Origin of the sequence: Streptomyces sp. NPDC053750, from assembly GCF_044544295.1 — a bacterium.
Lineage (GTDB): Bacteria > Actinomycetota > Actinomycetes > Streptomycetales > Streptomycetaceae > Streptomyces.
The window spans coordinates 12,969-36,411 of the sequence record NZ_JBITXB010000010.1 but is presented as its reverse complement, the minus strand read 5'-3'; the positions used below and the strand labels follow the sequence as shown (position 1 = coordinate 36,411).

General features: G+C 72.3%; 18 protein-coding genes. 7 read left to right on the top strand and 11 right to left on the bottom strand.

The window, feature by feature from the left end:
- Positions 1-2: 2 nt before the first annotated feature.
- Complete coding sequence (locus ACIGO6_RS26225) at positions 3-1,106, bottom strand: DUF2510 domain-containing protein (RefSeq protein WP_399880192.1); 1,104 nt, start codon at positions 1,104-1,106, stop codon at positions 3-5.
- Positions 1,107-1,367: 261 nt separating this feature from the next.
- On the opposite strand from ACIGO6_RS26225, the gene ACIGO6_RS26220 reads away from it, so the two are divergent.
- Positions 1,368-4,046 carry an ATP-binding protein gene (locus ACIGO6_RS26220; RefSeq protein ID WP_399880189.1) on the top strand — a complete coding sequence of 893 codons (2,679 nt, stop codon included), beginning with the start codon at positions 1,368-1,370 and terminating at the stop codon, positions 4,044-4,046.
- A 240-nt stretch (positions 4,047-4,286) separates the two neighbouring features.
- Here the strand turns inward: ACIGO6_RS26220 and pcaD are convergent, their stop codons facing one another.
- From pcaD to pcaH, 4 genes are read right to left on the bottom strand one after another with little or no spacing between them, the layout of a single operon-like run.
- A complete protein-coding gene (pcaD, locus tag ACIGO6_RS26215) occupies positions 4,287-5,405 on the bottom strand; it encodes a 3-oxoadipate enol-lactonase (protein ID WP_399880186.1) in 1,119 nt (372 codons plus the stop codon).
- A 2-nt stretch (positions 5,406-5,407) separates the two neighbouring features.
- Positions 5,408-6,766: a 3-carboxy-cis,cis-muconate cycloisomerase gene (gene pcaB, locus ACIGO6_RS26210; RefSeq protein ID WP_399880184.1), complete on the bottom strand. Its 1,359-nt coding sequence runs from the start codon at positions 6,764-6,766 to the stop codon at positions 5,408-5,410.
- Positions 6,763-7,368: a protocatechuate 3,4-dioxygenase subunit alpha gene (gene pcaG / locus ACIGO6_RS26205; protein ID WP_399880181.1), complete on the bottom strand. Its 606-nt coding sequence runs from the start codon at positions 7,366-7,368 to the stop codon at positions 6,763-6,765. Before pcaG ends, pcaB begins: the two co-directional genes overlap by 4 nt.
- Before the next feature lie 6 nt (positions 7,369-7,374).
- Positions 7,375-8,148 carry a protocatechuate 3,4-dioxygenase subunit beta gene (pcaH, locus tag ACIGO6_RS26200; RefSeq protein WP_399880179.1) on the bottom strand — a complete coding sequence of 258 codons (774 nt, stop codon included), beginning with the start codon at positions 8,146-8,148 and terminating at the stop codon, positions 7,375-7,377.
- A gap of 203 nt (positions 8,149-8,351) precedes the next feature.
- On the opposite strand from pcaH, the gene ACIGO6_RS26195 reads away from it, so the two are divergent.
- The gene (locus tag ACIGO6_RS26195) at positions 8,352-8,816 is read left to right on the top strand and encodes a MarR family winged helix-turn-helix transcriptional regulator (RefSeq protein ID WP_399880177.1); all 465 of its coding nucleotides are present in this window, start codon (positions 8,352-8,354) and stop codon (positions 8,814-8,816) included.
- 29 nt (positions 8,817-8,845) lie between these two features.
- Here the strand turns inward: ACIGO6_RS26195 and ACIGO6_RS26190 are convergent, their stop codons facing one another.
- Entirely contained in the window at positions 8,846-9,901 is a 1,056-nt protein-coding gene (locus ACIGO6_RS26190) for a DUF3048 domain-containing protein (RefSeq protein WP_399880174.1), read from the bottom strand.
- Positions 9,902-10,100: 199 nt separating this feature from the next.
- Here ACIGO6_RS26190 and ACIGO6_RS26185 point away from each other — a divergent pair, with 199 nt between their 5' ends.
- A complete protein-coding gene (locus tag ACIGO6_RS26185) occupies positions 10,101-11,291 on the top strand; it encodes a zinc-dependent alcohol dehydrogenase (RefSeq protein ID WP_399880171.1) in 1,191 nt (396 codons plus the stop codon).
- Between the two features lie 31 nt (positions 11,292-11,322).
- Here ACIGO6_RS26185 and ACIGO6_RS26180 read toward each other — a convergent pair whose 3' ends face one another.
- A complete protein-coding gene (locus ACIGO6_RS26180) occupies positions 11,323-12,390 on the bottom strand; it encodes an ATP-dependent DNA ligase (RefSeq protein ID WP_399880168.1) in 1,068 nt (355 codons plus the stop codon).
- Between the two features lie 74 nt (positions 12,391-12,464).
- On the opposite strand from ACIGO6_RS26180, the gene ligD reads away from it, so the two are divergent.
- The gene (gene ligD, locus ACIGO6_RS26175; protein WP_399880165.1) at positions 12,465-13,490 is read left to right on the top strand and encodes a non-homologous end-joining DNA ligase; all 1,026 of its coding nucleotides are present in this window, start codon (positions 12,465-12,467) and stop codon (positions 13,488-13,490) included.
- A gap of 1 nt (position 13,491) precedes the next feature.
- Here ligD and ACIGO6_RS26170 read toward each other — a convergent pair whose 3' ends face one another.
- Positions 13,492-15,672, bottom strand: a complete 2,181-nt coding sequence (locus tag ACIGO6_RS26170) for an OmpL47-type beta-barrel domain-containing protein (RefSeq protein WP_399880162.1) — start codon at positions 15,670-15,672, stop codon at positions 13,492-13,494.
- Positions 15,673-15,686: 14 nt separating this feature from the next.
- Positions 15,687-18,161, bottom strand: coding sequence for a ThuA domain-containing protein (locus ACIGO6_RS26165; protein WP_399880159.1), 2,475 nt, complete (start codon positions 18,159-18,161; stop codon positions 15,687-15,689).
- Between the two features lie 198 nt (positions 18,162-18,359).
- On the opposite strand from ACIGO6_RS26165, the gene ACIGO6_RS26160 reads away from it, so the two are divergent.
- Together ACIGO6_RS26160 and ACIGO6_RS26155 are read left to right on the top strand one after the other, a co-directional pair.
- Positions 18,360-19,397: a multicopper oxidase domain-containing protein gene (locus ACIGO6_RS26160; RefSeq protein ID WP_399880156.1), complete on the top strand. Its 1,038-nt coding sequence runs from the start codon at positions 18,360-18,362 to the stop codon at positions 19,395-19,397.
- Positions 19,398-19,619: 222 nt separating this feature from the next.
- Positions 19,620-20,687, top strand: a complete 1,068-nt coding sequence (locus ACIGO6_RS26155; protein ID WP_399880153.1) for a LacI family DNA-binding transcriptional regulator — start codon at positions 19,620-19,622, stop codon at positions 20,685-20,687.
- A 360-nt stretch (positions 20,688-21,047) separates the two neighbouring features.
- Here the strand turns inward: ACIGO6_RS26155 and ACIGO6_RS26150 are convergent, their stop codons facing one another.
- The gene (locus ACIGO6_RS26150) at positions 21,048-21,836 is read right to left on the bottom strand and encodes a VOC family protein (protein WP_399880151.1); all 789 of its coding nucleotides are present in this window, start codon (positions 21,834-21,836) and stop codon (positions 21,048-21,050) included.
- Between the two features lie 189 nt (positions 21,837-22,025).
- On the opposite strand from ACIGO6_RS26150, the gene ACIGO6_RS26145 reads away from it, so the two are divergent.
- A complete protein-coding gene (locus ACIGO6_RS26145; protein ID WP_399880148.1) occupies positions 22,026-22,271 on the top strand; it encodes a WhiB family transcriptional regulator in 246 nt (81 codons plus the stop codon).
- Positions 22,272-22,371: 100 nt separating this feature from the next.
- On the opposite strand, the gene ACIGO6_RS26140 is transcribed toward ACIGO6_RS26145, so the two are convergent.
- On the bottom strand, positions 22,372-23,346 hold the full coding sequence (locus ACIGO6_RS26140) for an acyl-ACP desaturase (protein WP_399880146.1): 975 nt from the start codon (positions 23,344-23,346) through the stop codon (positions 22,372-22,374).
- Positions 23,347-23,443: the final 97 nt, after the last annotated feature.

Below are 23,443 nucleotides of genomic sequence, written 5' to 3'. Positions count from 1 at the left end.
GGTCAGACGTCCTGACCGTTGCCGCCGCCGCCGCCGACGGCGGACACCTCGATGCCCTTCGTCACCTCGTCGATCACCGACTGCTGCTGGTCGGTGTCGATGCCGAAGCGGACGACGACGATGCGCTCCGGGTCGGCGGGCGAGGGGAGGGCGAGCGACTGGACGTAGCCGTCGGCGCCCTTGCTGGTGACCGCCTTCCAGCGGACCAGATAGCCCTTCTGCCCGGCCACCGTGACCGCCTTGGAGGCCAGTTCCTCGTGCGAGGTGATCCCGCCGTAGGACGCGCCGCCGTAGGACTCCTCGGCGTTCGCCTCGATGTCGGCCTTCGCGACCTCCTCCGCGGTGTCGCCCTCGGTGCCCAGCACCACGGCGGGCGCCGAGTAGGCGCCGCCCTTCGTGCAGGTGCTGGAGGTGTCACCGGGGCACTGGTAACTGTCGTCCGACGTCACCGACGCACCGACCGACAACTGCTGCCCGGACCAGCCGTCCGGGATGGGCAGGCTGATCCCGCTGACCGGGTCCGGCACCGACCCGCTGTCGATCGTGGGCGGCTCCGACCCGTCGGGCGAGCCGGGCGACTCGCCCCCGCCGCCCGGGCCGCCGAAGGGATCGTTCTCGCCGCCGGGGTCGCGCCGGTCCTGCTGCGAAGAGCCGGCACTGTCGGAGGCCGAACCGCCGTCGTCCGCCAGCACGTACACGCCGACGCCGATACCGGCCAGCACGGCCACGGCCGCTGCCACGGCTATGCCGGTACGCAGCCGGCGCCGCCGCGCGGACGGCTGCTGAACGGGATACCCGGGATAACCCGGGTGCACGGGATACGGGCCGGGCGCCAGGCCGGGCACGGTGTTCGGCACCGCTCCGGGCGGCGCGTCCGGCACCGCTCCGGGCACGGTGTCCGGCGCCGCGGCGGTCGTCGCGTCCGGCGCCGCGTCGGGCGTCACGTCCGGCACCGGCGCCTGCGTAGGAGGACCCCACGCGGCGGCCGGCCCCGAGGGACGGACCTGGTCCGTCCACGCCTTGCCGTCCCACCAGCGTTCGGTGGCGGGACCGTCCTTCTTCTGTCCGGGGTCCGGGTACCACCCGGGCGGAGTCACCTGCGTCATGTGCCCACCGTATGAGGCGTCGGTGAAAGCGGGATGAGAGGCCCGGGTCGGAACCGGCCCCTCCCGGCGCGCGGCGCCCGCTGCGGCGAGTTGACGGACGCCTGCCGACGCCGTCGCTGCTGACACGCCCGGCGCGTCGTCCGGGCTTTACCGCATGTCACCCGTCACGGCAACTACTGCCGCGAGGGCCCACCACTTGCGCGATCGGACGGCTAGGCTCAAGGTCTGTACGTCGTTCGGGCGACTTGGGGAGGTAGCGGGATGACGGAGGTACGGCGGACGGCCGCCGCCTCGGCCTCCCTCTGGGAGCGCGAAGAGGAAATCGCCACCATCACGCGGGCGGTGGACACCCTGTGCGCGGACCGCTCGTCCCCCGGCACCCTGCTGGTGGCCCGGGGCGAGGCCGGACTCGGCAAGACCGCACTGCTCGCCGAGACCCGCCGCATCGCCGAGGCCCGGGGCTGCGCCGTCTGGTCGGCGCGAGGCGGCGAGACCCTGCGCTCCGTCCCCTTCAACGTCGTACGCCAACTGCTCCAGCCCGCGCTCGTGTCCATGCTCCCGGAGGAGGCACGCGAGTACCTCGGCGACTGGTACGAGATCGCGGGCCCCGCCCTCGGCATAGCGGACCCCGGCGAGCGGCAGGCCGACCCGCAGGGCGTGTGCGACGGCCTGGTCGCCGCCGTACGCCGGCTCGCCCGCCGGGAGTGGCCGCTGGTCCTGCTGATCGACGACGCCCACTGGGCCGACCAGGAGACCCTGCGCTGGCTGGCCGCGTTCGCCGAACGGCTCGACGAGACCTCCGTCCTGGTCGTCGTCGCCCGCCGCCCCGGCGACGTCACCGGCGACAGCGCCCGCCACCTGGACGCGGCAGCGGCGAAGGGCCGGCCCCTCGCCCCGCTGAACGCCCTGACCCCCGACGCGACCGCGGGCCTCACCCGCGCCACCGTGGGCGATCACGCCGACGCCGCGTTCTGCCGCGAGGTGTGGGCCGTCACCGGCGGCAACCCCTATGAGACGGTCGAACTCCTCGCCAAGGTCCAGGACAGCGAGCTGGAACCGGTCGAGTCCCAGGCCGCCGAACTGCGCGCCCTGAACCAGTCCGCCCGGGGCGGCGGCCTCGTCGCCCGCCTGGAGCAACTCGGCGTCGACGCCACCCGGTTCGCCTGGGCCGCGGCCATCCTCGGTGGCGGCATCACCGTCGACATGGTGGCCCGGCTCGCCACCCTCGACCGCCACACCGCCGCCCGCTGCGCCGAACTGCTCTACGCCGCCCGCATCCTCACCACACCCGACCCGGCGGCCGGGCAACCCGCCGCGGGCGACCTGGAGTTCGTCCACCCGCTGATCGCCACCGCCGTCTACAACTCCATCCCCGACGCGCTGTGCACGGCGATGCACGGCATAGCGGCCCAACTGGTCGCCGACTCCGGACTGGGCGCCGCGGCCGCCTCCCGCCATCTGCTGCGGGTGCATCCCGACGACGATCCGGAGGTCGTCGAGCAGCTGCGCGACGCCGCCCGCGAGCACCTCGCCGTCGGCGCCCCCGACGCGGCCCGCCGCTGCCTCGAACGCGCCCTTCAGGAACCGCCGTTGCCGAGCACCCATGCGCGGGTGCTCTACGAACTGGGCTGCGCCACCCTGCTCACCGCGCCCGCCACCACCATCGGCCACCTGCGCACCGCGCTCGGCATGCCCGGCCTCGACAGCGACCAGCGCGTCAACGCCGTCTTCCGGCTCTCCGAGGCCCTGCTCCACAACGACCAGCTGGAGGAGGCCGTCCGCACCGTCGAGGCGGAGGCCGCGCGGACGTCGGACCCGTCCGCCCGGCTGCGGCTGCAGGCCGTCCAGTACATGTGGGAGGGCATCCACCCCGGCGAGACCTCCACACCCGGCCGTTCCGCGCGCCTCGCCGAGATCGCCGGGACCTGCACCGGCCGGGACAACACCGAGCGGGCCCTGCTCATCCTGCGCGGCTTCGACGCCATGAGCCACGGCGAGAACGCGGAGGAGGTCGTCGAGCTGTGCGACCGGACCCTCGTCAACGGCCGCCTCGCCCCCGGACTCGGCTGGACCGACTCCGAGTGGGGTCTGGAACTGCCGATGATGCTGGCCAACTGCTATGCCTACGCCGACCGGCTCGACCGCGCCGAGGCACTCTTCAACGAGGCCCTGCGCGCCTACGAGAGCGCCGGCTGGAGCGGCGGCCACCTCGCCCTCGCGCACACCTACGTCGGGCTCGGCCACCGCAGACGGGGCCGCCTCAGAGAGGCCGAGAAGTCCCTGCGCGCGTCCCTGCGCATCGCGGAGCGCGTCGGCCGCGGCCTCCCGCTGTACTGGTCCGCGGTCTGCAACCTGATCGACACGCTGCTCGCCCGCGGCCACGTCGCAGAGGCCCGGTCCGTCGCCGACGGATACGGCTTCGACCCGCCGTACCCGTCCACGATCGTGCTGCCCGAACCCCGTTCCGTACGGGGGCGGCTGCTGCTCGCCACGGGCCGCACCAAGGAAGGCATCAACGAACTGGAGGCCGCGGAGAAGGCGGCAACCACCCGCGGCCGGCACAACCCCGTGGTGGCCCCCTGGGCGACCCAGCTCGCCCGCGCCCTCGCCACCGAGGATCCCGGCCGGGCGGCCCGACTGGCCTCCGACGCCCGCCGCCAGGCCGAGCGCTTCGGCACGGACACCGCCATAGGGGAGGCCCTGCGCTGCGCCGCCGCCCTGGAGACCGGCCAGCGCGCGGTCCGGCTCGCCGCCCAGGCCGTCACCTACCTGGAGGCCTCGCCCTGCCAGTACGAGCACGCCGCCGCCCGTGTGGAGTACGGCATCGCGGCCCGCTCGGCGACCGAGCTGGAACGCGGCATGGCCCTGGCGGACTCCTGCGGCGCCGACGGCCTGGTGGCCCGCGCCCGCGAGGCCCTGGAGGCGGGACACGCGGGCTGAGGCGGCCTCGGCCCGCGACGGCTGTCTGCCTCGGCCGGCGAATGCCCTCCTCGTCGACTGCGAGGGTCGTCCGCCTCGGCCTCGCCGGGGGCGTCTGCTCACGCCCGCGGGGGTCGTCCGCCTCACCCCCGCGGCTGTGCCTCTCTTCTCAGCCCGCGGTGCCTTCTTCCTCGGCCCGCGGGGGTTGCCTGCCTCGGCCCGTACGGGTCGTCCGTGTCGGCCCCGCGGGGGTGTCCCGCCTCAGCCCGCGGCCGTGCCGTCCTCCTCGGCCAGTACCCGCTGGGCCGCCGCGAACGCCGAGTTCGCCGCCGGTACCCCGCAGTACACCGCCGTCTGCAGCAGCACGGCGCCGATCTCGTCGGGCGTCAGACCGTTGCGCCGCGCCGCCCGGACATGCATGGCCAGCTCCTCGTAGTGGCCGTGCGCGACCAGCGCGGTCATCGTCACCATGCTGCGTTCGCGGCGCGAGAGCGTCTCGTCGGTCCAGATCTCGCCCCAGGCGTAGCGCGAGATGAAGTCCTGGAAGCGCGCGGTGAACGGGGTCTGCCGCGCCTGCGCCCGGTCCACGTGCGCGTCGCCCAGCACCTCGCGCCGCACCGCCATGCCGCGCCGGGCACCGCCGTCGAAGTGGCCGCGCAGGGCGGTCAGCACCGCCTCGGGGCGCTCCGCCGGCGCCAGATGCGAGGCCCCCGGGATCTCGGTCAGTGCCGCGCCCGGCACCGCGTCCGCGATCTCCCGCAGATGCGCCGGCGGCGTGGCCGGGTCCTCGCGCCCCGCGATCAGCAGCGTCGGCGCGGAGATCTCGCCGAGCCGGTCCCGCAGGTCGAACGCGGCCAGCGCGTCACAACACGCGGCGTACGCCCCCGGATCGGCGTCCCGGTGGTCCCGGACCAGCTCCGGCACGGTGAACCCCGGCGTGAACCACCGGGCGTCCGCGCTCTCGGCGAGCTTCGCCAGGCCCTCCGCGCGCACCGTCGCGGCCCGTTCCTCCCACGCCTTCGCGCCGTTGAAGTGCGCCGACGAGCAGATGACGGCGAGGGACGACACCCGCTCCGGGTGGTGCACGGCCAGATGCAGACCCACCGCACCGCCCAGCGACACGCCCGCGTAGGCGAACCGCTCCACCCCCAGCGAGTCGGCGAGGGCCAGCACCAGAGCGGCGAGGTCACCGACGGTGGCGCCGGGCCCGATGAGCTCCGCCGCCGAACCGCCGTGCCCCGGCAGGTCCCAGCGGATCACCCGGTGCCCGATGGACAGCTCGGGCGCCACCTCGTCCCACAGGGCGTACGAGGTGCCGAGCGAGGGCCCGAGCAGCAGCGGGGGAGCGGAAGCGGGGCCTTCGGTCAGATGGTTGAGCATGGTCAACGTCGCTCCAGGGCGCGGTCGGTCAGGGCTCCGGCGGAGCCGGTGTAGCGGGCGGGGTCGGTCAGGGCGTCGAGGTCGAGGTTCTTCGACTCCGGTAGCTCGGCGAGCTGTTCACGGAGCAGTTCGCCCAGGCCGCGGTCCTCGGCGTAGGTCCGCCGGGCCAGCTCGGTGAGCAGGGCCTTGGCGCGGGCCCGCCCGAGCACCGGCGCCAGTTCGGCGGAGAGCCGCTCCGAGACGATCAGCCCGTGGGTGAGGTCGAGGTGCGCGCGCATCGCATCCGGGTGCACCCTGAGGCCCTCGGTCAGCTCGGCCGCGTCGCGCGTGGCGCCGCCGACCAGCCGCAGCAGCTCCCGCAGCGGCTCCCACTCGGCGTGCCAGGCCCCGGCGGGCCGCTCGTCCCCGGCGGTCAGTGCGCCGTACAGCGTGGCCGCGAGCTGCGGCGCGCGCCGGGCGGCCGTCGCGATCAGCGTGGACCGTACGGGATTGGCCTTGTGCGGCATCGCCGACGAGCCGCCGCCGCTGCCCTCCGCGAGCTCGGCGATCTCGGTGCGGGAGAGCGTCAGCACGTCCTCGGCGACCTTGCCGAGCGCCCCGGCGGCGAACGCGAGACATCCGGCCAGGTCGGCGACCGGGGTGCGCAGGGTGTGCCAGGGCAACAGCGGTGCCCGCAGTCCCAGTTCACGGGCGTACGCGGCCGGCAGCGCGGTCGGGTCCGTCGCACCATAGGCCTGGAAGGCCGCCAAGGTGCCCGCGGCACCCCCGAGTTGAGCCGGTAGCGTGTCGCGTACGGCGGTGATCCGGTCCCTGGCGTCGAGCACCAGCGCACGCCAGCCGGCCGCCTTCAGCCCGAAGGTCGTCGGTACGGCGTGCTGGGTGAGCGTCCGGCCCGGCATCGCCGTGTCCCGGTGCTCGGAGGCCAGCCGGACCAGCGCGCGTTCGGTGCGGGCGAGGTCGGGGAGCAGCAGGTCGAGGGTGCGGGCGGCGACCAGCATCGTCGCCGTGTCCATGATGTCCTGGCTGGTCGCGCCCCGGTGTACGTACGGGCCGTACTCCGTGCCGACCGCCGCCGTCAGGTCGGCGACCAGCGGGATCACCGGGTTCCCGCCGCCGCGGGCGCGCTCGGCGAGGGACCGCACGTCGAAGCGGGCCGGGTCGGCGGCGTCGGTCACCGCCCCCGCCGCCCCGGCGGGGGCGAGCCCCAGCCCGGCCTGGGCCCGGGTCAGCGCCGCCTCCGCGTCGAGCAGGGCCCGCAGATACGCGCGGTCACCGGTCGCGGACGCGGCCGGCGAGCCCGCCCACCCGGGGGCGAGCAGGCTCGTGTCGGCGCCCGCGTCGTTGTCGGCAGGTGATGTCACTGGAACTCCAGGAAGACCGTTTCGCCCTCGCCCTGAAGGCGGATGTCGAAACGGTACGTCCCGTTGCCCTCTTCGGCGGCGATCAGCGTGCCGCGACGCTCGGCGTCCACCCGGGACAGCAGCGGGTCCGCGGCTAGCCCCGCCTCGTCGCCCGGCAGATAGATCCGGGTGAACAGGTGCACGAGCAGCCCGCGCGCGAACACGCACACGCTGACGTACGGCGCGTTGCGGCCTACGGCCCCCGGCCGCAGGGTCCGCGCGTACCAGTGGCCGTCCGCGTCGGTCTGGATGCGGCCGAAGCCGGTGAACTCCACGCCGTTGCGCCCGAGGAAGCCGCCGGAGGCCGGATCGCGCCGCATCGAACCGTCCACCGACGGCAGGTTGCCCTCGCTGTCCGGCCCCCACAGCTCGACGAGCGCGTCCGGCAGCGGGTTGCCCTCGCCGTCGTACACGTACCCGTGCACGGTGATCGTGTCCGGGTGCCCGAGGGGTGCGATGTCCTCGCCGCCGCGGAAGGGCAGCGCGTACCCGTAGAACGGGCCGACCGTGTGGGACGGCGTGGGCAGCACGTTCTCCGGGCTGCTGGTGTCGATCTTCGTCATGGCGGGTCAGCGTCCTTCTTCGATCCAGGTGGCGTTCGGGCCGTCGAGCACGATGTCCCAGTGGTAGCCGAGCGAGAACTCCGGGACGGACAGGCTGTGGTCGTACGTCGCGATCAGCCGCTGCCGGGCCGCGTCGTCCGTCACGGACTGCAGGATCGGGTCGTAGGGGAACAGCGGGTCGTTCGGGAAGTACATCTGCGTCACGAGCCGCTGGGTGAACGCCGAACCGAAGACCGAGAAGTGGATGTGGGCCGGACGCCAGGCGTTGACGTGGTTGCGCCACGGGTAGGGGCCGGGCTGGATGGTGGTGAAGCGGTAGAAGCCGTCGTCGTCGGAGAGGGTGCGGCCCACGCCCGTGAAGTTGGGGTCCAGCGGCGCGTCGTGCTGCTCGCGCTGGTGGGCGTAGCGGCCGGCCGAGTTGGCCTGCCAGATCTCCACGAGCTGCCCGCGCACGGGCTTGCCGTCGCGGTCGAGGAGGCGGCCGGAGACGGTGATGCGCTCGCCGACCGGCTCACCGGTGTGCTGCCGGGTGAGGTCGTTGTCGATCCCGGTGAGGTCCCGTTCGCCGAAGGCGGGGGAGGACAGCTCCACCAGCTCCGGGTCCTTGGTGACGTCGATGTTGATCGGCGGCTGCTTGGGGTGCCGCAGCACCGAGGAGCGGTACGGGGCGTAGTCGCGGCGCGGGTGGTGCTCGACGGGCGCGCCGTCGGCGACCCGCTTCTCGTACGCGGCGTGCTCGGCCGCGATCTCCGCGTCGATGTCGTGCTGGGTGAGAGTCATGGGAGTTCCCGTGGTCCGAGCAAATTAATCAGGGCACTGAGTATTTCGGCAAGGTGCCTCACACGCTGCCACCGGACGGCCGGGGCGTCAAGACCTGCCAAAGTGCGAGGTAGATCGCCTGGAGCGGTACCTGGCTCAGAAGAATGATCGCGGCGCGGGCCATGTATCGTCAGTGCACCAACGAAGTGACCACAGGAGCGCACATGGCCGCGGTCGATCTGAGCACCCATCCCGGGCACCTGGCCCGGCGGCTGCAGCAGGCGCACTACCTGCTGTGGAACACGATGGTCTCCGAGGAGACCACCTCGCCGCAGTTCGCGGTCCTCAACGCGCTCGTCGCGGAACCGGGTCTGGACCAGCGCACCGTGGGGGAGCGGGTGGGGCTCGACCGGTCCACCATCGCCGAGGTGATCAGCCGGCTCGGCCGCCGCGGGCTGCTGGACAAGGTCCGCGACCCGCAGGACGGCCGCCGCTTCCTGCTGCGCCTGACCGATGACGGCCTGCGCGTCCACCGCAAGCTGACCGTGCGGACGGCCAGGATGAACCAGGTCTTCCTCGCGCCGCTCTCCGCCGACGAGCAGGCCGTGTTCTTCGACCTCATCCAGCGGGTCGCGGACGCCGCCGAAGGGCTCCGCAACCCCGCCGAACCCGCCGCGGCCACGAGCTGATCAGGTCATTTCTGATCGGGGTGTGCTGATCAGGGCGTTCTGACGAACACCACCCACACCTGGCCGTCGGCGAAGTTCACCGGCGCGCCGTTTCGCCCGGTGAAGGAGGTGCCGTCCGCGGCCGTCGGGCGCTTCCACGTCGCCTCATGGGCGCGTCCGTCGCGCAGCACTTCCGCCCGCCCCGAGCCCACCGTCTCCACGTAGGGCGAGTTGCTGCCCAGGGAGTCACGGAACGCGGAGTCGCGGACCTTCACGTGCTGGACGACGACCGTCGCCGGTGCCGGCCGCCGGCCGTCGGCCGTGACGGCCGGGGTGCCGTCCATGGCGACCAGCCAGCGGTCCCGGCTCCCCGACCAGGTGAAGGTGAAGCTCGCCGACGGATAGCGCACCGTGCGCGAGGTCTCCGCCCGGCCGCCCGCGGGCGCGTCGCCGCGGGGGAACCCCGTGGTCAGCGCGGCGGGGCCCGCGGGAGACGGCAGGAGCCGGCCGGGCCGCAGGTAGAGGTTGTGCGGTGCGGGCCGGTCCTCGTCCCGGACGTAGGCGTCGGACGCCTCGCCCGGAGGCTCCGCCCGCAGCGGCGCCCGGTCGATCAGCGGGAGCAGCCTGCTCTGGGCGCCGGAGAACGCGAGCGTGGGCCGGTCGAACTGGCGCAGCAGCTCCAGGTCGGACTCCCGGGCGCTGCGCACCGGTCCGACCGCTTTCGGGAGCTCGGTCGCGTAGATCGCCATCAGGCGGCTCAGTCCGCCCTCCACAGGTTCCACGTAGACGACGTCCGCGGCGTCCAGGCCGGCCTGTGGCCGGGCCGCGGGCACGTTGTCGACTTTGACGGCGAGGATCGAGGAGGTGACGCGCGCGGTGGGCGGGCGCTGCGTGCCGGGTGACCGCGGTGTGCCGGGCGACCGATGCGTGTGGGGTGCCCGCGCGTCCTCGTCCCCTCCCGATGCCGGTCCCGGCCCTCCCGTGCAGCCCGCGGCCAGCGAGACGGCCACCGCCGAGGCCAGCAGTGCCGGAACGGCGCCGACCCGTGTGCCGACCCGTGTGCCGCGTCGTGGGCCGCGGTCCCGTCTGCGCGTACCTCGTCGCATTCCGACCACCCGCCACCCATTCCGTGTCATTGATTGTGCGCTTCTGGCTGCATTCAGTGCCATACCCGACTGAATCTGAGGGCGCACCCGGAATGGGCTGTTCGGCCCAGTGGACGAAGGTTCGCCGGTGGACCGTCGGGTACCCGGCCGCCACACGCACACGAGCGAGGCACACGGGCCACGGAGGGAGTGCGAGGCGATGAAGGCGGTTGTCTGGCAGGGCAAGCGGGACGTGCGGGTCGAGGACGTGCCCGACCCGCGGATCGAGGAACCGACGGACGCGGTCATCCGTGTCACGTCCTCCGGACTGTGCGGCTCCGACCTGCACTTGTACGAGGTGCTCACCCCGTTCATGACACCGGGTGACATCCTCGGTCACGAACCGATGGGGATCGTGGAGGAGGTCGGGTCCGAGGTGACCGGTCTCCGGCCCGGCGACCGGGTGGTGGTGCCCTTCCAGATCGCGTGCGGGCACTGCTACATGTGCGACACGGGACTGCCGACCCAGTGCGAGACCACGCAGGTCACCGGCGAGGGCATGGGCGCCCCGCTGTTCGGCTACACCCGTCTGTACGGGGCCGTGCCCGGCGGCCAGGCCGAGTACCTGCGCGTGCCGCAGGCGCAGTACGGCCCGATCAAGGTGCCCGAGGGCCCGGCCGACGACCGCTTCGTCTACCTCTCCGACGTCCTGCCCACCGCCTGGCAGGCGGTCGCCTACGCCGGCGTCCCGCAGGGCGGCAGCGTCGCCGTGCTGGGCCTCGGCCCGATCGGCGACATGGCCTGCCGGGTGGCCCAGGCCAAGGGGGCCGGCCGGGTGTTCGGCGTGGACCTGGTGCCGGAGCGGCTGCGACGGGCGCGGGAGCGGGGCGTGGAGACGTACGACCTGCGGTCCTTCGACAGCGAGAAGGAACTCGTCGCCGCGATCCAGGACGAGACAGGTGGCCGCGGCCCCGACGCCGTGATCGACGCGGTCGGCACCGAGGCGCACGGCGGCGCCGCCGCCAAGCTGATCCAGCAGGCCGCGGCCGTGATGCCCCGGTCCATCGGTCTCCCGCTGGCGGAGCGCTTCAGCGTCGACCGGCTCGCGGCCCTGCACACCGCCATCGAGCTGGTGCGGCGCGGCGGCACGATCTCGCTGAGCGGCGTCTACGGCGGCATGGCGGACCCGATGCCGATGCTCACCCTGTTCGACAAGCAGGTCCAGCTGCGGATGGGCCAGGCCAACGTACGCCGCTGGAGCGACGAGATCGTCCCGTACCTGACGGACGAGGACCCCCTCGGCGTCGACGACTTCGCCACGCACCGGCTGCCGCTGGCGGACGCGCCGCACGCGTACGAGATGTTCCAGAAGAAGCAGGACGGCGCGGTCAAGATCCTGATGAAGCCGTAGTTCTCACGGCTCGCACGAGGCCTCCCGGCGTTCACGGCCCGCCGAGGATCTCCGCCAGGTCGTAGCGCACCGGCTCCTCCAGCTGGGCGTAGGTGCAGCTCTCCGGCGTCCGGTCCGGGCGCCAGCGGCGGAAGCGGGCCGTGTGCCGGAAGCGTGCCCCGTTCTCCATGTGGTCGTACGCCACCTCCACCACCCGCTCCGGCCGCAGCGGCACCCACGACAGGTCCTTCTTGCCCGACCAGCGGCTGGGGGCGCCGGGCAGCCGGGCCGACTCGTGGGCCGCCTCCTCGGCCCAGGCGGCCCACGGATGGCCCCGGACGTCGTCCATGCGCAGCGGTTCCAGCTCCTCCACCAGTTCGGCCCGCCGCTTCATGGAGAAGGCGGCGCTCACCCCCACGTGCTGGAGGACACCCCGGTCGTCGTAGAGACCGAGCAGCAGCGAGCCGACCACGGGGCCGCTCTTGTGGAGGCGGTAACCGGCGACGACGACGTCCGCCGTCCGCTCGTGCTTGACCTTGTACATGGCCCGCTCGTCCTGGCGGTAGCGCAGGTCGAGCGGCTTGGCGACGACCCCGTCGAGCCCTGCCCCCTCGTACTGCTCGAACCACTGCCGGGCCACCTCGATGTCGTCCGTCGCCGGCGCCACGTGCACGGGCGGCGTGACCCCGGACAGCGCCCGCACCAGCAGCGCCCTCCGGTCGGCGAGGCCCACGTCGAGCAGGGACTCGGCGTCCAGCGCCAGCAGGTCGAACACCACGAGGGAGGCCGGCGTCCTCTCGGCCAGCATCCGCACCCGGGAGTCCGCCGGATGGATCCGCTCGGTGAGCGCGTCGAAGTCCAGATGCCCCTCCCGCGCGATCACGATCTCCCCGTCCACCACGCACCGCTCGGGCAACCGCTCCCGCACCGCCTCCACCAGCTCCGGGAAGTACCTGGTCAGCGGCTTGCCCGTCCGGCTGCCCAGCTCCACCTCGGCGCCGTCGCGGAACACGATCGCCCGGAACCCGTCCCACTTCGCCTCGTAGTGCATGCCCGGCGGGATCTTCGCGACGGACTTGGCGAGCATCGGCTTCACGGGCGGCATGACGGGCAGATCCATGGTCCGATTCTGCGCGTCCTCCATCCCGTATGCCTGATATGCGAAGCGAAGGCGGTACGCCTACCGTGGCTCGCATGGCGGAAGCGGTGGAACTGGAAGCGGGCGGACGCACCGTGCGGCTGTCCAGCCCGGGCAAGGTCTTCTTCCCGGAGCACGGCTACACCAAGCTCGACGTGGCCCGGTACTACCAGGCGGTCGCCCCCGGCATCCTGCGTGCCCTGCGCAACCGGCCCACCACCCTGGAGCGCTACCCGGACGGCGTCACCGGCGAGTGGTTCTACCAGAAGCGCGCGCCCAAGGGCATGCCCGACTGGATCCCGACCGCGCACATCACCTTCCCCAGCGGGCGCAGCGCCGACGAGATGTGCCCCACCGAGGAGGCGGCGGTCCTGTGGGCCGCCCAGTACGGCACCCTCACCTTCCACCCCTGGCCGGTCCGCCGCGACGACGTCGACCACCCCGACGAGCTGCGCATCGACCTCGACCCCCAGCCCGGCACCGACTACGACGACGCCGTCCGCGCCGCCCACGAACTGCGGGCGGTCCTCGAGGAGTTCGGGGGACTGCGCGGCTGGCCCAAGACCTCCGGCGGGCGCGGCATCCACGTCTTCGTGCCGATCGAGCCGCGCTGGACCTTCACCCAGGTGCGGCGCGCCGCCATCGCCGTCGGGCGGGAACTGGAGCGGCGGATGCCGGAGCAGGTCACCATCAAGTGGTGGAAGGAGGAGCGCGGCGAGCGCATCTTCGTCGACTACAACCAGACCGCCCGGGACCGCACCATCGCCTCCGCCTACTCCGTGCGCCCCCGCCCGGGCGCCCCGGTCTCCGCGCCGCTGACCTGGGACGAGGTCGGTGTCGCGCACCCGCGGGACTTCGACATCACGACGATGCCCGCGCGCTTCGCCGAACTCGGCGACGTGCACGCGGGCATGGACGACAAGGCCTACTCCCTCGACGCCCTGCTGGAGCTGGCGACGAAGGACGAGCACGACCACGGGCTCGGCGACCTGCCGTACCCGCCCGAGTATCCGAAGATGCCGGGAGAACCCAGACGGGTACAGCCGAGCCGCGCGAAGAAGCCGCGCCCTGAGAAGAGCTGACCTACAACTCCTTGATCCTCACGTCCCGGTACGACACCACGTCCGTCGTGCCGTGCACCTGGAGCCCGATGTAGCCGGAGGCGAACCGCCGCCCGTCCGTGCCCGGGTCGTCCGAGCGGGCGGGGTAGAAGTCCTGGCCGCCGATGTTGTCGAACTCGTTGATCAGCACGCCGTTGCGGTAGATGGAGTAGTGCTGGTCGACCACGCGGATCTCGTAGTCGTTCCAGGTGCCCTTCTCCGTCACCCCGGCGCCGGCCAGGCCCACCCGGTCGAAGCCGTAGATCGACCCCGACTTGTACATGTCGCCGGTCGGGCTGTCGAACACCTGCACCTCGTGCCCGTACTTGATGGCGACCCACTCCGGCCGTGACTCCTCCGGGTGGTCGTGGACCTGCGGGAAGCGCACGAAGACGCCACCGTTGGTGTTCGCGGTGCCCGGCGCGTCGTCCCGCCACTGGAGCTTCAGCGAGAAGTCGCCGTACGTACGCTCCGGGAACCACAGCATGCCCATGCCCGGTGTGCCGGTGCTGGAGGTGATCGAGCCGTCGGGGTTCAGCCCGAACGAACCACCGCCCACCTGCTGCCACTTGGCGAAGGAGGCCTGGGTGCCGTCCATGATCGTGCGGTAGCCCTCGGTCTGACCGGGCACGCCGATCTTCGACTGACGGGCGGCCTTGTTGATCGCCCGCCCCTCGCGCCCGTCGATGACGCCCTCGTCCCGCAGCGCCTCGACGACCTCGCGGACGTGCTTGAGGAACAGCTGCTGCGACGACCAGTCCTTCTCGTCCTCGATCAACTCGTTGATCCGGCACCGGTTGTTGGTGACCCGGTTCGGCACACCCGTGTCGACCGTGCCGACGATCACCGTGCGGCGCTCGTCGTACTCCGGGCAGGGCGGCGGCGGCACCTGGCCCGCCACCACCGTGAAGCTCACGGTCAGCGGCTCGGACGTGTTGCCCGCCTTGTCGCTCGCCCGGTACGCCACGGTGTGCCGGCCCACCCGGTCGACGACCACGGGCGCGGTGTACGCCAGGTAGGGCCCGGCGTCGAGCGAGTACTCCACGCCGGCCACCCCGGAGCCGCCCTCGTCCGTGGCGTTCACGGTCACCTTGGCACTGCCGACGTAGGCGCCGTCGGAGTCCTTGGTGCCGTCCACGGTCGCGCCGGTCACCGGCGGGGTGGTGTCCTGCGGGGGAGCGGCGACGACGGTGAAGGCGACGCTCTTCTCCGCCGCGACGTTGCCCGCCTTGTCGGTGGCGCGGTAACGCACCGTGTGCTCGCCGACCTCGTGCACCATGACCGGCGCCGTGTACGCCTGCCAGGCGCCGTCGCCGACCGCGTACTCGATGGAGTTGACCCCGGAACCGGTGTCGGAGGCGGTGACGGTCACCGTCGCCATGTCGATGTAGGCACCGTCCGGGTTCTTCTCGCCGCTGACCGTCGCCGAGGTCTCCGGCGCGGTCGTGTCGTCGGTGTCCGGCGCGACCACGGTGAAGGTCACGCTCTTCTCCTCGGCGGCGTTGCCCGCCTTGTCGAAGGCGCGGTAGCGCACCGTGTGGTCACCGACCTGGTCGACGACGACCGGCGTGGTGTACGGCTGCCAGGCACCGTCGGCGCCGATCGCGTACTCGACGCGGTCCACGCCGGAACCGGCGTCGGTGGCGCCGATGGTCACGCTCGCCGAGCCGACGTACTGGCCGTCGGCGTTCTGTGTGCCGCCCACGTCGGCCGACGTCTCGGGCGCCGTCGTGTCCTCGCCCCCGCCGCCCTCGGTCACCACGAGCACGCCCTTCATCTCCCCGTGGCCGGGGATCGTGCAGTAGTACAGGTAGCGGCCGGGGGTGAGGGTGACCTCGGCGGTGTGCTTGCCGCCCTGGGCGTCACCCGGGTTGGCCAGGATGTTCAGCTGGACGTCGTTGTTGTACTCGGGGTCGCTGGTCACGAACGTCAGCGTGTGCGGCATGCCGGTGGTGTTGCCGGTGGCAGCGCTGTTCTCGAAGACGATCGTGGCCGGTCCGGCCACCGCCGTCTCGGGCGCGGACGTGTACTTGGTGATGTCGTCGCCCGCCGTCCAGGTGAGCACCTGATCGGCTGCCGCGGCCTGTGCCGTGGGCTGCCCGGAGGCGGACGTCGCCTGCAGTCCGAGCATCATCAGCAGGCCCGCCAACAGGGCGGCCCACATTCTTCGTTGGCGTATCACTGGGTCCCCCTCGCCAGCTGTCCGGCGGCAGGCGTCGGCCCGCCGCCCTCGTAGGTGACCCGCCACAGGGCCGACTTGGAGTCCGAGGTGAAGAAGCCGCGGCCGTAGTCGAGGACGTACAGCGCGCCGTCCGGGCCGAACTTCCAGCCCATCAGGTTCTTGATGCCGTCGTTGCCGACCGGCACGATCTTCTTCAGCGACTCCGAGTGCACCGGCAGACCGCCGTCGCCCTGCGTCTTCGGGTCCGTCAGCACCGCGTTGCGCGGCTGGTCGGCGTCGTAGAAGTCACCGACGAACCACTTGCCGTCCCAGTACGCGGGCCACTTGGTCGCGCTGGTGCTGTCCGCGTCGTAGCGGTAGACCGGGCCGTTCATCGCGGCCTGGCCGCCGCCCTTCAACCAGGGCAGCCTGTAGGTGGCCTCGTCCTGCTTGTACGACGGGATGCCGTTCGCGTCGCGCGGGAAGTCGGGGCCGCCGCCCTGCGGCGAGTACCAGATGTTGTTGCCGGTCACCGGTGGCAGGTTGACCAGGCCGTCGTTGTTCGGCGACTCGTTCTTCGGGGCGTCGCAGTCGTACCAGCCCAGCGGTTTCGACGGGTCCGGCAGGTTCCGGTCCCGGTACGGCTGCTTGTTGCCCATGCAGTACGGCCAGCCCCGGTTGCTCGCCTTGGTGATCACGGCGAACGTGTCGTACTTGGCCGGACCCCAGGTCGGCGAGGGGGCGCCGGCGTCCGGGCCGACCCAGCCCGCGTACAGGGTGTCGGTGGCCTTGTCGACGGAGATGCGCGCCGGGTTGCGCACGCCCATCACATAGATCTCGCCGCGCGTCTTGCCACCGCCTTCGGCGGTCTCCTTCCCGGTGAACAGGTTGCCCTCGGGGAGGGTGTACGTTCCGTCCGGCTCCGGGTGGATGCGCAGGATCTTGCCGTTGAGGTTGTTGGTGTTGCCGGCGGTGCGGCGCGCGTCGGCGAAGGACACGCCCTTGAAGTTGGGCTCCGGGTTGTTGCCCGAGTAACCGCCGCTGAAGCCACTGGAGTTGTTGTCACCGGTGGCGATGTACAGGTTGCCCTTGGAGTCCCAGGCCATCCCGCCGCCCGCGTGGCAGCAGCTGTGGATCTGCACCGGCCACTTCAGCAGCACCTTCTCGCTGCCCAGGTCCAGCTTGTTGGTGGCCTGGTCGAGCGTGAAGCGGGAGACGCGGCGCTCGGCCATGTGCGTGTCGCGGTTGATCTCGGAGTGCGGCGTGTAGTGCAGATACACCCACCCGTTCTCCGCGAACCCCGGGTCCAGCTCGATGCCGAGCAGGCCCTCCTCGACCTTGATCAGCTCCTCGCCGCCGCCCTTGTTGCCGAAGACGGTCAGCTCACCGGCGAGCGTGACCTTCTTGGTCTTCGGGTCCCAGACGTGGATCTCGCCCTTGCCCTTGCCGATGTCCGGGTCGTTCCAGTCGGTCACCACGGGCTGGGAGGAGTCCGCACCGCCGCGGCCGATGTAGAAGACGCGGCCGTCCGGTGCGGTGACCAGGCCGTGCGGCTCGCCGACCTGGTCGTTCCGGCCGGGCTGGTTGGGCTGGGTGAGCCGCTCGGCCTTGTAGTTGCCGGTAATGGTCGCCTTGCAGTCGGCCTGCGCGAGCCGGGTCGTCCACATCAGGGCGCCGCGCAGATGGGCGCGGAAGTCGGTCTCGTCGTACGACGACACCGTGCCGCCCATGCCGGTGTAGAAGGACCGCCCGCCGTCGTAGTCACGGCACCAGCTGACCGGGTGGTCCCAGCCGTTGGCGCTCGCCCCGGGCTGGTACGTCGACTCGCGCACCCGGGCCACGGTGTGCACGTCGCCGGACGGGTTCTTCTGCCAGTTCAGCCACTGGTCGGGCCGCTTCCACTCCATCGGCAGGTTCTTGGTGGCCGGATGACGCCGGTCGCCCACCTCGACGGTGGCCCGCTGGACCTTCGTCGGACTGGTGGCGGCGGGACGCGCGCCGACCAGACCGGTGAACCAGTCCGAGTACGGCTCCGCGCGGGCCGCGTCATGGATGCCGACGAAACCGCCGCCGGCCTCCATGTACGCCTCCAGGCCCGCCTCCTGCTCCGGAGTGAGCACGTCACCGCCACCGGTCAGGAACACCACCGCGTTGAAGCGGCCGAGCCTCTTCTCGTTGGTGAAGACGTTGGCGTTGTCCGTAGCCTCGACGGCGAAGCGCTCGTTCGCCGGTCCGGACAGCCCGATCCGCTCGATGGCCGCGATCCCGGCGTTCACGACCGGTGACTCGTCGGCCGCGGCGGACCCGTAGAAGATCAGCACCCGTACGTTCGCGCCGCCCGGGGGCGACTTGATCGACATCGTTGTCAGGGATGGATCCGGAGCCGGACGCGCGCTGGCGGCGGGGCCCGACAGCAGTCCCGCGGCGACGAAGCCGGCGGTCGCGAACGCCGCCCAGCCTCTTCTTCTGGCGCTCAACCCTCTCAAGCGCATGGGCACCTCCTCGGTCACGGCAGCAGCGCCAAGGAAGCTAGACCTCTTTGCGTGGTTCGCCAATAGGTATGACCGGGATGGAACGAACTTTGTCCTGAGTGTGGATAAACATGGCCGCAACCGGTACCGTCCCACAGGTTCATCACAGCCAACAGGGCTACGTCTGCGCAATTCGCGTCTCAGCGTGGGGAGTTCGGCATGGACAGGCGAGGCTTCAACCGACGGGTACTGCTGGGCGGCGCGGCCGTCGCGACATCGTTGTCCATCGCTCCGGAGACCGCCGGCGCGGCCGGTACGGAGAAGGCGGCGACCCCGGCGAGGACGGCACCGGCCGGGGGCGAGGTGAGACGCATCAAGATGTACGCGGAGAAGCTGGCCGACGGTCAGATGGGCTACGGCTTCGAGAAGGGCAAGGCGTCCGTCCCCGGCCCGCTGATCGAGCTCAACGAGGGCGACACGCTGCACATCGAGTTCGAGAACACCATGGACGTACGGGCGAGCCTGCACGTGCACGGCCTGGACTACGAGATCTCCAGCGACGGCACGGCGATGAACAAGAGCGACGTGGAGCCCGGCGGCACCCGCACCTACACCTGGCGCACCCACAAGCCCGGCCGCCGCGCGGACGGCACCTGGCGGGCGGGCAGCGCGGGCTACTGGCACTACCACGACCACGTCGTCGGCACGGAACACGGCACCGGCGGCATCCGCAACGGCCTGTACGGACCGGTGATCGTGCGCCGCAAGGGCGACGTGCTGCCGGACGCCACGCACACCATCGTCTTCAACGACATGCTCATCAACAACCGGAAGCCCCACACCGGCCCCAACTTCGAGGCCACGGTGGGCGACCGCGTCGAGATCGTGATGATCACGCACGGCGAGTACTACCACACCTTCCACATGCACGGTCACCGCTGGGCGGACAACCGCACCGGCATGCTCACCGGCCCCGACGACCCGAGCCAGGTCATCGACAACAAGATCACCGGCCCGGCGGACTCGTTCGGCTTCCAGATCATCGCGGGGGAGGGGGTCGGCGCCGGGGCCTGGATGTACCACTGCCATGTGCAGAGCCACTCCGACATGGGGATGGTGGGACTGTTCCTGGTGAAGAAGACGGACGGCACGATCCCCGGGTACGACCCGCACGAGCACGCACACGGGCAGGGCGCGGAGACGGCGGAGACCGGAAAGGACGAGGGGGCAGGGGAGGCCGCCGAGCACCAGCACTGAGGGGACCGGCCACGGGCCGGCCGAGGCCTGGAGCGGCGTCCGGGAGAGCCGGGCCCGTCCGGGCCCGTCGATCAGGCGTCATGGGCCTTTCACGTCAACATACGTCGATGCTCGCGCCGCACCGGCCCCGCACGCAACCCGGTTTACGTACGCCGGGAGCGCTCTCTCCCGCCCGGCGGCTGCCGCTATCCTGAGCCGCAGCCGCCGACGAGGAGCCCCGCAGTGACCGAGACCGCGCCACGTCCCACCCTGGAGGCCGTGGCAGCGCGGGCCGGGGTCTCGCGGGCCACCGTGTCCCGGGTGGTCAACGGGGCGCAGGGGGTGCGGGACGCACTGGCCGAGCGGGTCCGGCGCGCGGTGGAGGAGCTCGGTTACGTGCCCAACCGGGCCGCCCGCAGCCTGGTGACCCGACGTCATGACGCCGTCGCCGTCGTCGCCGCCGAACCGGAGGCCCGGGTCTTCGCCGACCCCTACTTCGCCCAGCAACTGCGCGGCATCAGCAAGGAACTGACGGCCCACGACAACCAGCTCGTGCTGCTGCTGACCGAGGGCCGCGAGGACCACGCCCGCGTCGGCCGCTACCTCGCCGGCGGCCACGTCGACGGCGCGCTCGTCTTCTCCCTGCACCTCGACGATCCGCTGCCCGGCCTCGTCCGCAGCGCCGGGCTGCCGACCGTGTTCGGCGGGCGCCCCGGCTGGGACGACGGCCGGGACGACGTGGTCTACGTGGACAGCGACAACCGCGGCGGCGCCCGCGACGCCGTGCGCCACCTGGCCGGCCTCGGCCGCACCCGCATCGCGCACATCACCGGACCGCTCGACCAGACCTCCGCGGCCGACCGGCTCGCCGGCTTCCGCGACGTCCGGGGGGACGCCGACCCGGGGCTGGTCGCGCGCGGGGACTTCACCTCTGGGGGCGGGGAGCGGGCGATGCGGGAACTGCTCGACCGGCGCCCGGACCTGGACGCCGTGTTCGCGGCCAACGACCTCACCGCGGCGGGCGCCCTGCGGGTCCTGCGCGAGCGGGGGCGTCGCGTGCCGGACGACGTGGCCGTGGTCGGCTTCGACGACATGCTGCCCGTCGCCGAACAGACCGACCCACCGCTGACCACGGTCCGCCAGGACATCGAGGAAATGGGTCGCCTGATGGCCCGCCTGCTGCTGCGCGGCCTGACCCACGCGGCGCCCGGCGACGGCCACGATGTCGCCGACGAGGGCTCCCGGGCCCCGGCGGGCCCGACCTCCGGCGTGATCCTGCCGACCACCTTGGTCCACCGCGCCACCACATGACCACGGCTACCCGAAACGCTGCACCTGCAGCCCGGGCCCGCAGGCCGTCCGGCGACGGCCACGAAGCCGACGGCTAGGCCCCGATCCCCGGGGGACCGGGCCACGAAGCCGACGGCTAGGGCCCCGATCCCCGGAGGAACCCACCCCCGGCGTGATCCTGCGGCCCAGCCGGGTCCGCCGGGCCACCGCGTGATGAGGGGCGCCGATGCGCCGCAGCTGTTGCGTGGCCGGGACCGGTTGCCGTCCGGCGACGGCCGCGAAGGCGGCGGCGAGGGCCCCGGTGGGCCTGCCCCCGGCGTTTTCCTGCCGCCCACACGGGTCCGCCGCGCCACTGCGCGAGCACGGGCGCCCCGATGTGCCCTACGCCTGACGGGGCATGGGCCTGAGCACCGCGAACCGGGCGCCGTACGGGTCGGCGAGGCGGGCGAGGCGGCCGACGCCCTCGATGTCCGTCGCCGGCATCCGCAGCGTGCCGCCCAACTCCTCGGCCCGGGCGACGGCGGCGTCCGTGTCCTCGACCGCGAAGTACGGCTGCCAGAAGGCGTCCGTCTCCACCGGGTCGTCGGCGAGCGGGACCACGCCGCCGAACATGCCGTCCTCGCCCTGCCCGGCCGGGTTCACGCACGTGTACGTACCGACGCCGGGGAAGGGGACGCCGGAGGTCTCCAGCCCCAGCACCGCGTGGTAGTACGCGGCGGCGGCCGCGACGTCCGCCGTGTACAGCTCGACCCAGCACAGCGCACCGGTCTCACCCGTCACGCCCAGCCCGGGCAGCCGCGCCGGCTGCCAGACGCCGAAAGGCACCCCCGCCCGGTCGGCGAGGATCGCCATGGTGCCCTGGTCCATCACGTCCATCGGCCGCATGAGCACCCCGCCGTGGGCCTGCTCGGAGGCCTGGGCGGTGGCCTCCGCGTCCGCGGACCGGAAGTACACCGTCCAGGACGGCGGGCCCTGCTCGGGCGTGGTCTGCATGCCGCCGGCCACGATCCGGTCGTCCAGCTCGAAGAAGCCGTACCCCCCGGCCTCGGGCCCCGCCGACCGGAACCGCCAGCCGAAGAGGCCGCCGTAGAAGGAAGCGGCGCCGTCGATGTCGTCGGTGCCGACGTCGATCCAGTTCGGCGCGCCGGTGACGAAACGGGTGGTGAGCATCATCGCCCTCCTCGCAAGGGTCCCGTTGCCTGCACCGCCGAGTCTGCCACCGCCCACTGACCGTCGCTTCCGCGCGCCGCCGTGCGCCCCCGCGCGGAGCGAGGGACGATCGGGGCGGCCGGGGTCCTGCCGCGCCGCGTTGATCCGGCGTTGATCGAACGTTTTGCGGCGCCCGGCACGCTCCTGCCCATGCACATCGAAACGATCGCGACGCCCGACCTCGCCTGGCAGGAGGAGGCGTTGTGCGCACAGACCGGGGCCGACTTCTTCTTCCCCGAGCCCGGCAGTTCCGTACGGGACGCGAAGCGGATCTGCGCCCTGTGTCCCATCCGCTCGGCCTGCCTGGAGTACGCGCTGAACCACGACGAGCGCTTCGGCGTCTGGGGCGGACTGTCGGAGAAGGAGCGGCTGGCCCTGCGGCGCACCTCGTACTGACCCGGGGCTCGACCCGCACGGCCCGCACGGCCCGCACCCCGTGCCGGTGACCGGCACGGGGTGCGGGGATGCGGAGATGCGAGGGGGTGCGGAGCTGCGGTCAGCCCGCCGCCCGGGCCGCCATCCGTGCCTTGCGCGCCGCCAGCTTCTCGTCGAACTTGGCGGCCTCGGCGTCCAGCCCGCCCATGTACAGACCCAGTTCCTCCTGGGCCTTCTGCCCCTCGGGGCCCAGCCCGTCGATCTCCATGATCTTCAGGAAGCGCAGCACCGGCTGGATCACGTCGTCGTGGTGGATACGCAGGTTGTAGACCTCGCCGATCGCCATCTGCGCGGCGGCCCGCTCGAAGCCGGGGATGCCGTGACCGGGCATCCGGAAGTTCACGACCACGTCCCGCACCGCCTGCATCGTCAGGTCGGGCGCGAGCTCGAAGGCGGCCTTGAGCAGGTTCCGGTAGAAGACCATGTGCAGGTTCTCGTCGGTCGCGATGCGGGCCAGCATCCGGTCGCAGACCGGGTCGCCGGACTGGTGGCCCGTGTTGCGGTGCGAGATGCGGGTGGCCAGCTCCTGGAAGGCGACGTAGGCCACCGAGTGCAGCATCGAGTGCCGGTTGTCCGACTCGAAGCCCTCGCTCATGTGGGCCATGCGGAACTGCTCGAGCTTGTCCGGGTCGACCGCGCGCGAGGCGAGCAGGTAGTCGCGCATCACGATGCCGTGGCGACCCTCCTCCGCGGTCCAGCGGTGCACCCAGGTGCCCCAGGCGCCGTCGCGACCGAAGAGGCTGGCGATCTCGTGGTGGTAGCTGGGGAGGTTGTCCTCCGTCAGCAGGTTCACCACCAGGGCGATCCGGCCGATCTCGGTGACCTTGGACTGCTCCTTCTCCCAGGCCTCGCCGTCCTCGAACAGACCGGGGAAGTTACGGCCGTCGCTCCACGGCACGTACTCGTGCGGCATCCAGTCCTTGGCGACCTGCAGATGCCGGTTGAGCTCCTTCTCGACGACTTCCTCCAGCGCGAACAGCAGCCGGGCGTCGGTCCAGTCGGCAGACGTGCCGAGGTGCGGGGAGACGATCGTCACGAAAAACTCCAGGGGACGTGTGACAGGGCGGAGCAGCCGGCGAGCGGTGCCGGGAACCTACGGGATCGTAGGCTACGAAACCGTAGGTTACGAGGGC

Excerpts from the sequence above, each read along its gene's own strand:
- ACIGO6_RS26225 (WP_399880192.1), bottom strand. The coding sequence starts at position 1,106 with ATGACGCAGGTGACTCCGCCCGGGTGGTACCCGGACCCCGGACAGAAG.
- ACIGO6_RS26220 (WP_399880189.1), top strand. The coding sequence starts at position 1,368 with ATGACGGAGGTACGGCGGACGGCCGCCGCCTCGGCCTCCCTCTGGGAG.
- pcaD (WP_399880186.1), bottom strand. The coding sequence starts at position 5,405 with ATGCTCAACCATCTGACCGAAGGCCCCGCTTCCGCTCCCCCGCTGCTG.
- pcaG (WP_399880181.1), bottom strand. The coding sequence starts at position 7,368 with ATGACGAAGATCGACACCAGCAGCCCGGAGAACGTGCTGCCCACGCCG.
- pcaH (WP_399880179.1), bottom strand. The coding sequence starts at position 8,148 with ATGACTCTCACCCAGCACGACATCGACGCGGAGATCGCGGCCGAGCAC.
- ACIGO6_RS26195 (WP_399880177.1), top strand. The coding sequence starts at position 8,352 with ATGGCCGCGGTCGATCTGAGCACCCATCCCGGGCACCTGGCCCGGCGG.
- ACIGO6_RS26190 (WP_399880174.1), bottom strand. The coding sequence starts at position 9,901 with ATGCGACGAGGTACGCGCAGACGGGACCGCGGCCCACGACGCGGCACA.
- ACIGO6_RS26185 (WP_399880171.1), top strand. The coding sequence starts at position 10,101 with ATGAAGGCGGTTGTCTGGCAGGGCAAGCGGGACGTGCGGGTCGAGGAC.
- ACIGO6_RS26180 (WP_399880168.1), bottom strand. The coding sequence starts at position 12,390 with ATGGATCTGCCCGTCATGCCGCCCGTGAAGCCGATGCTCGCCAAGTCC.
- ligD (WP_399880165.1), top strand. The coding sequence starts at position 12,465 with ATGGCGGAAGCGGTGGAACTGGAAGCGGGCGGACGCACCGTGCGGCTG.
- ACIGO6_RS26170 (WP_399880162.1), bottom strand. The coding sequence starts at position 15,672 with ATGTGGGCCGCCCTGTTGGCGGGCCTGCTGATGATGCTCGGACTGCAG.
- ACIGO6_RS26165 (WP_399880159.1), bottom strand. The coding sequence starts at position 18,161 with ATGCGCTTGAGAGGGTTGAGCGCCAGAAGAAGAGGCTGGGCGGCGTTC.
- ACIGO6_RS26160 (WP_399880156.1), top strand. The coding sequence starts at position 18,360 with ATGGACAGGCGAGGCTTCAACCGACGGGTACTGCTGGGCGGCGCGGCC.
- ACIGO6_RS26150 (WP_399880151.1), bottom strand. The coding sequence starts at position 21,836 with ATGCTCACCACCCGTTTCGTCACCGGCGCGCCGAACTGGATCGACGTC.
- ACIGO6_RS26145 (WP_399880148.1), top strand. The coding sequence starts at position 22,026 with ATGCACATCGAAACGATCGCGACGCCCGACCTCGCCTGGCAGGAGGAG.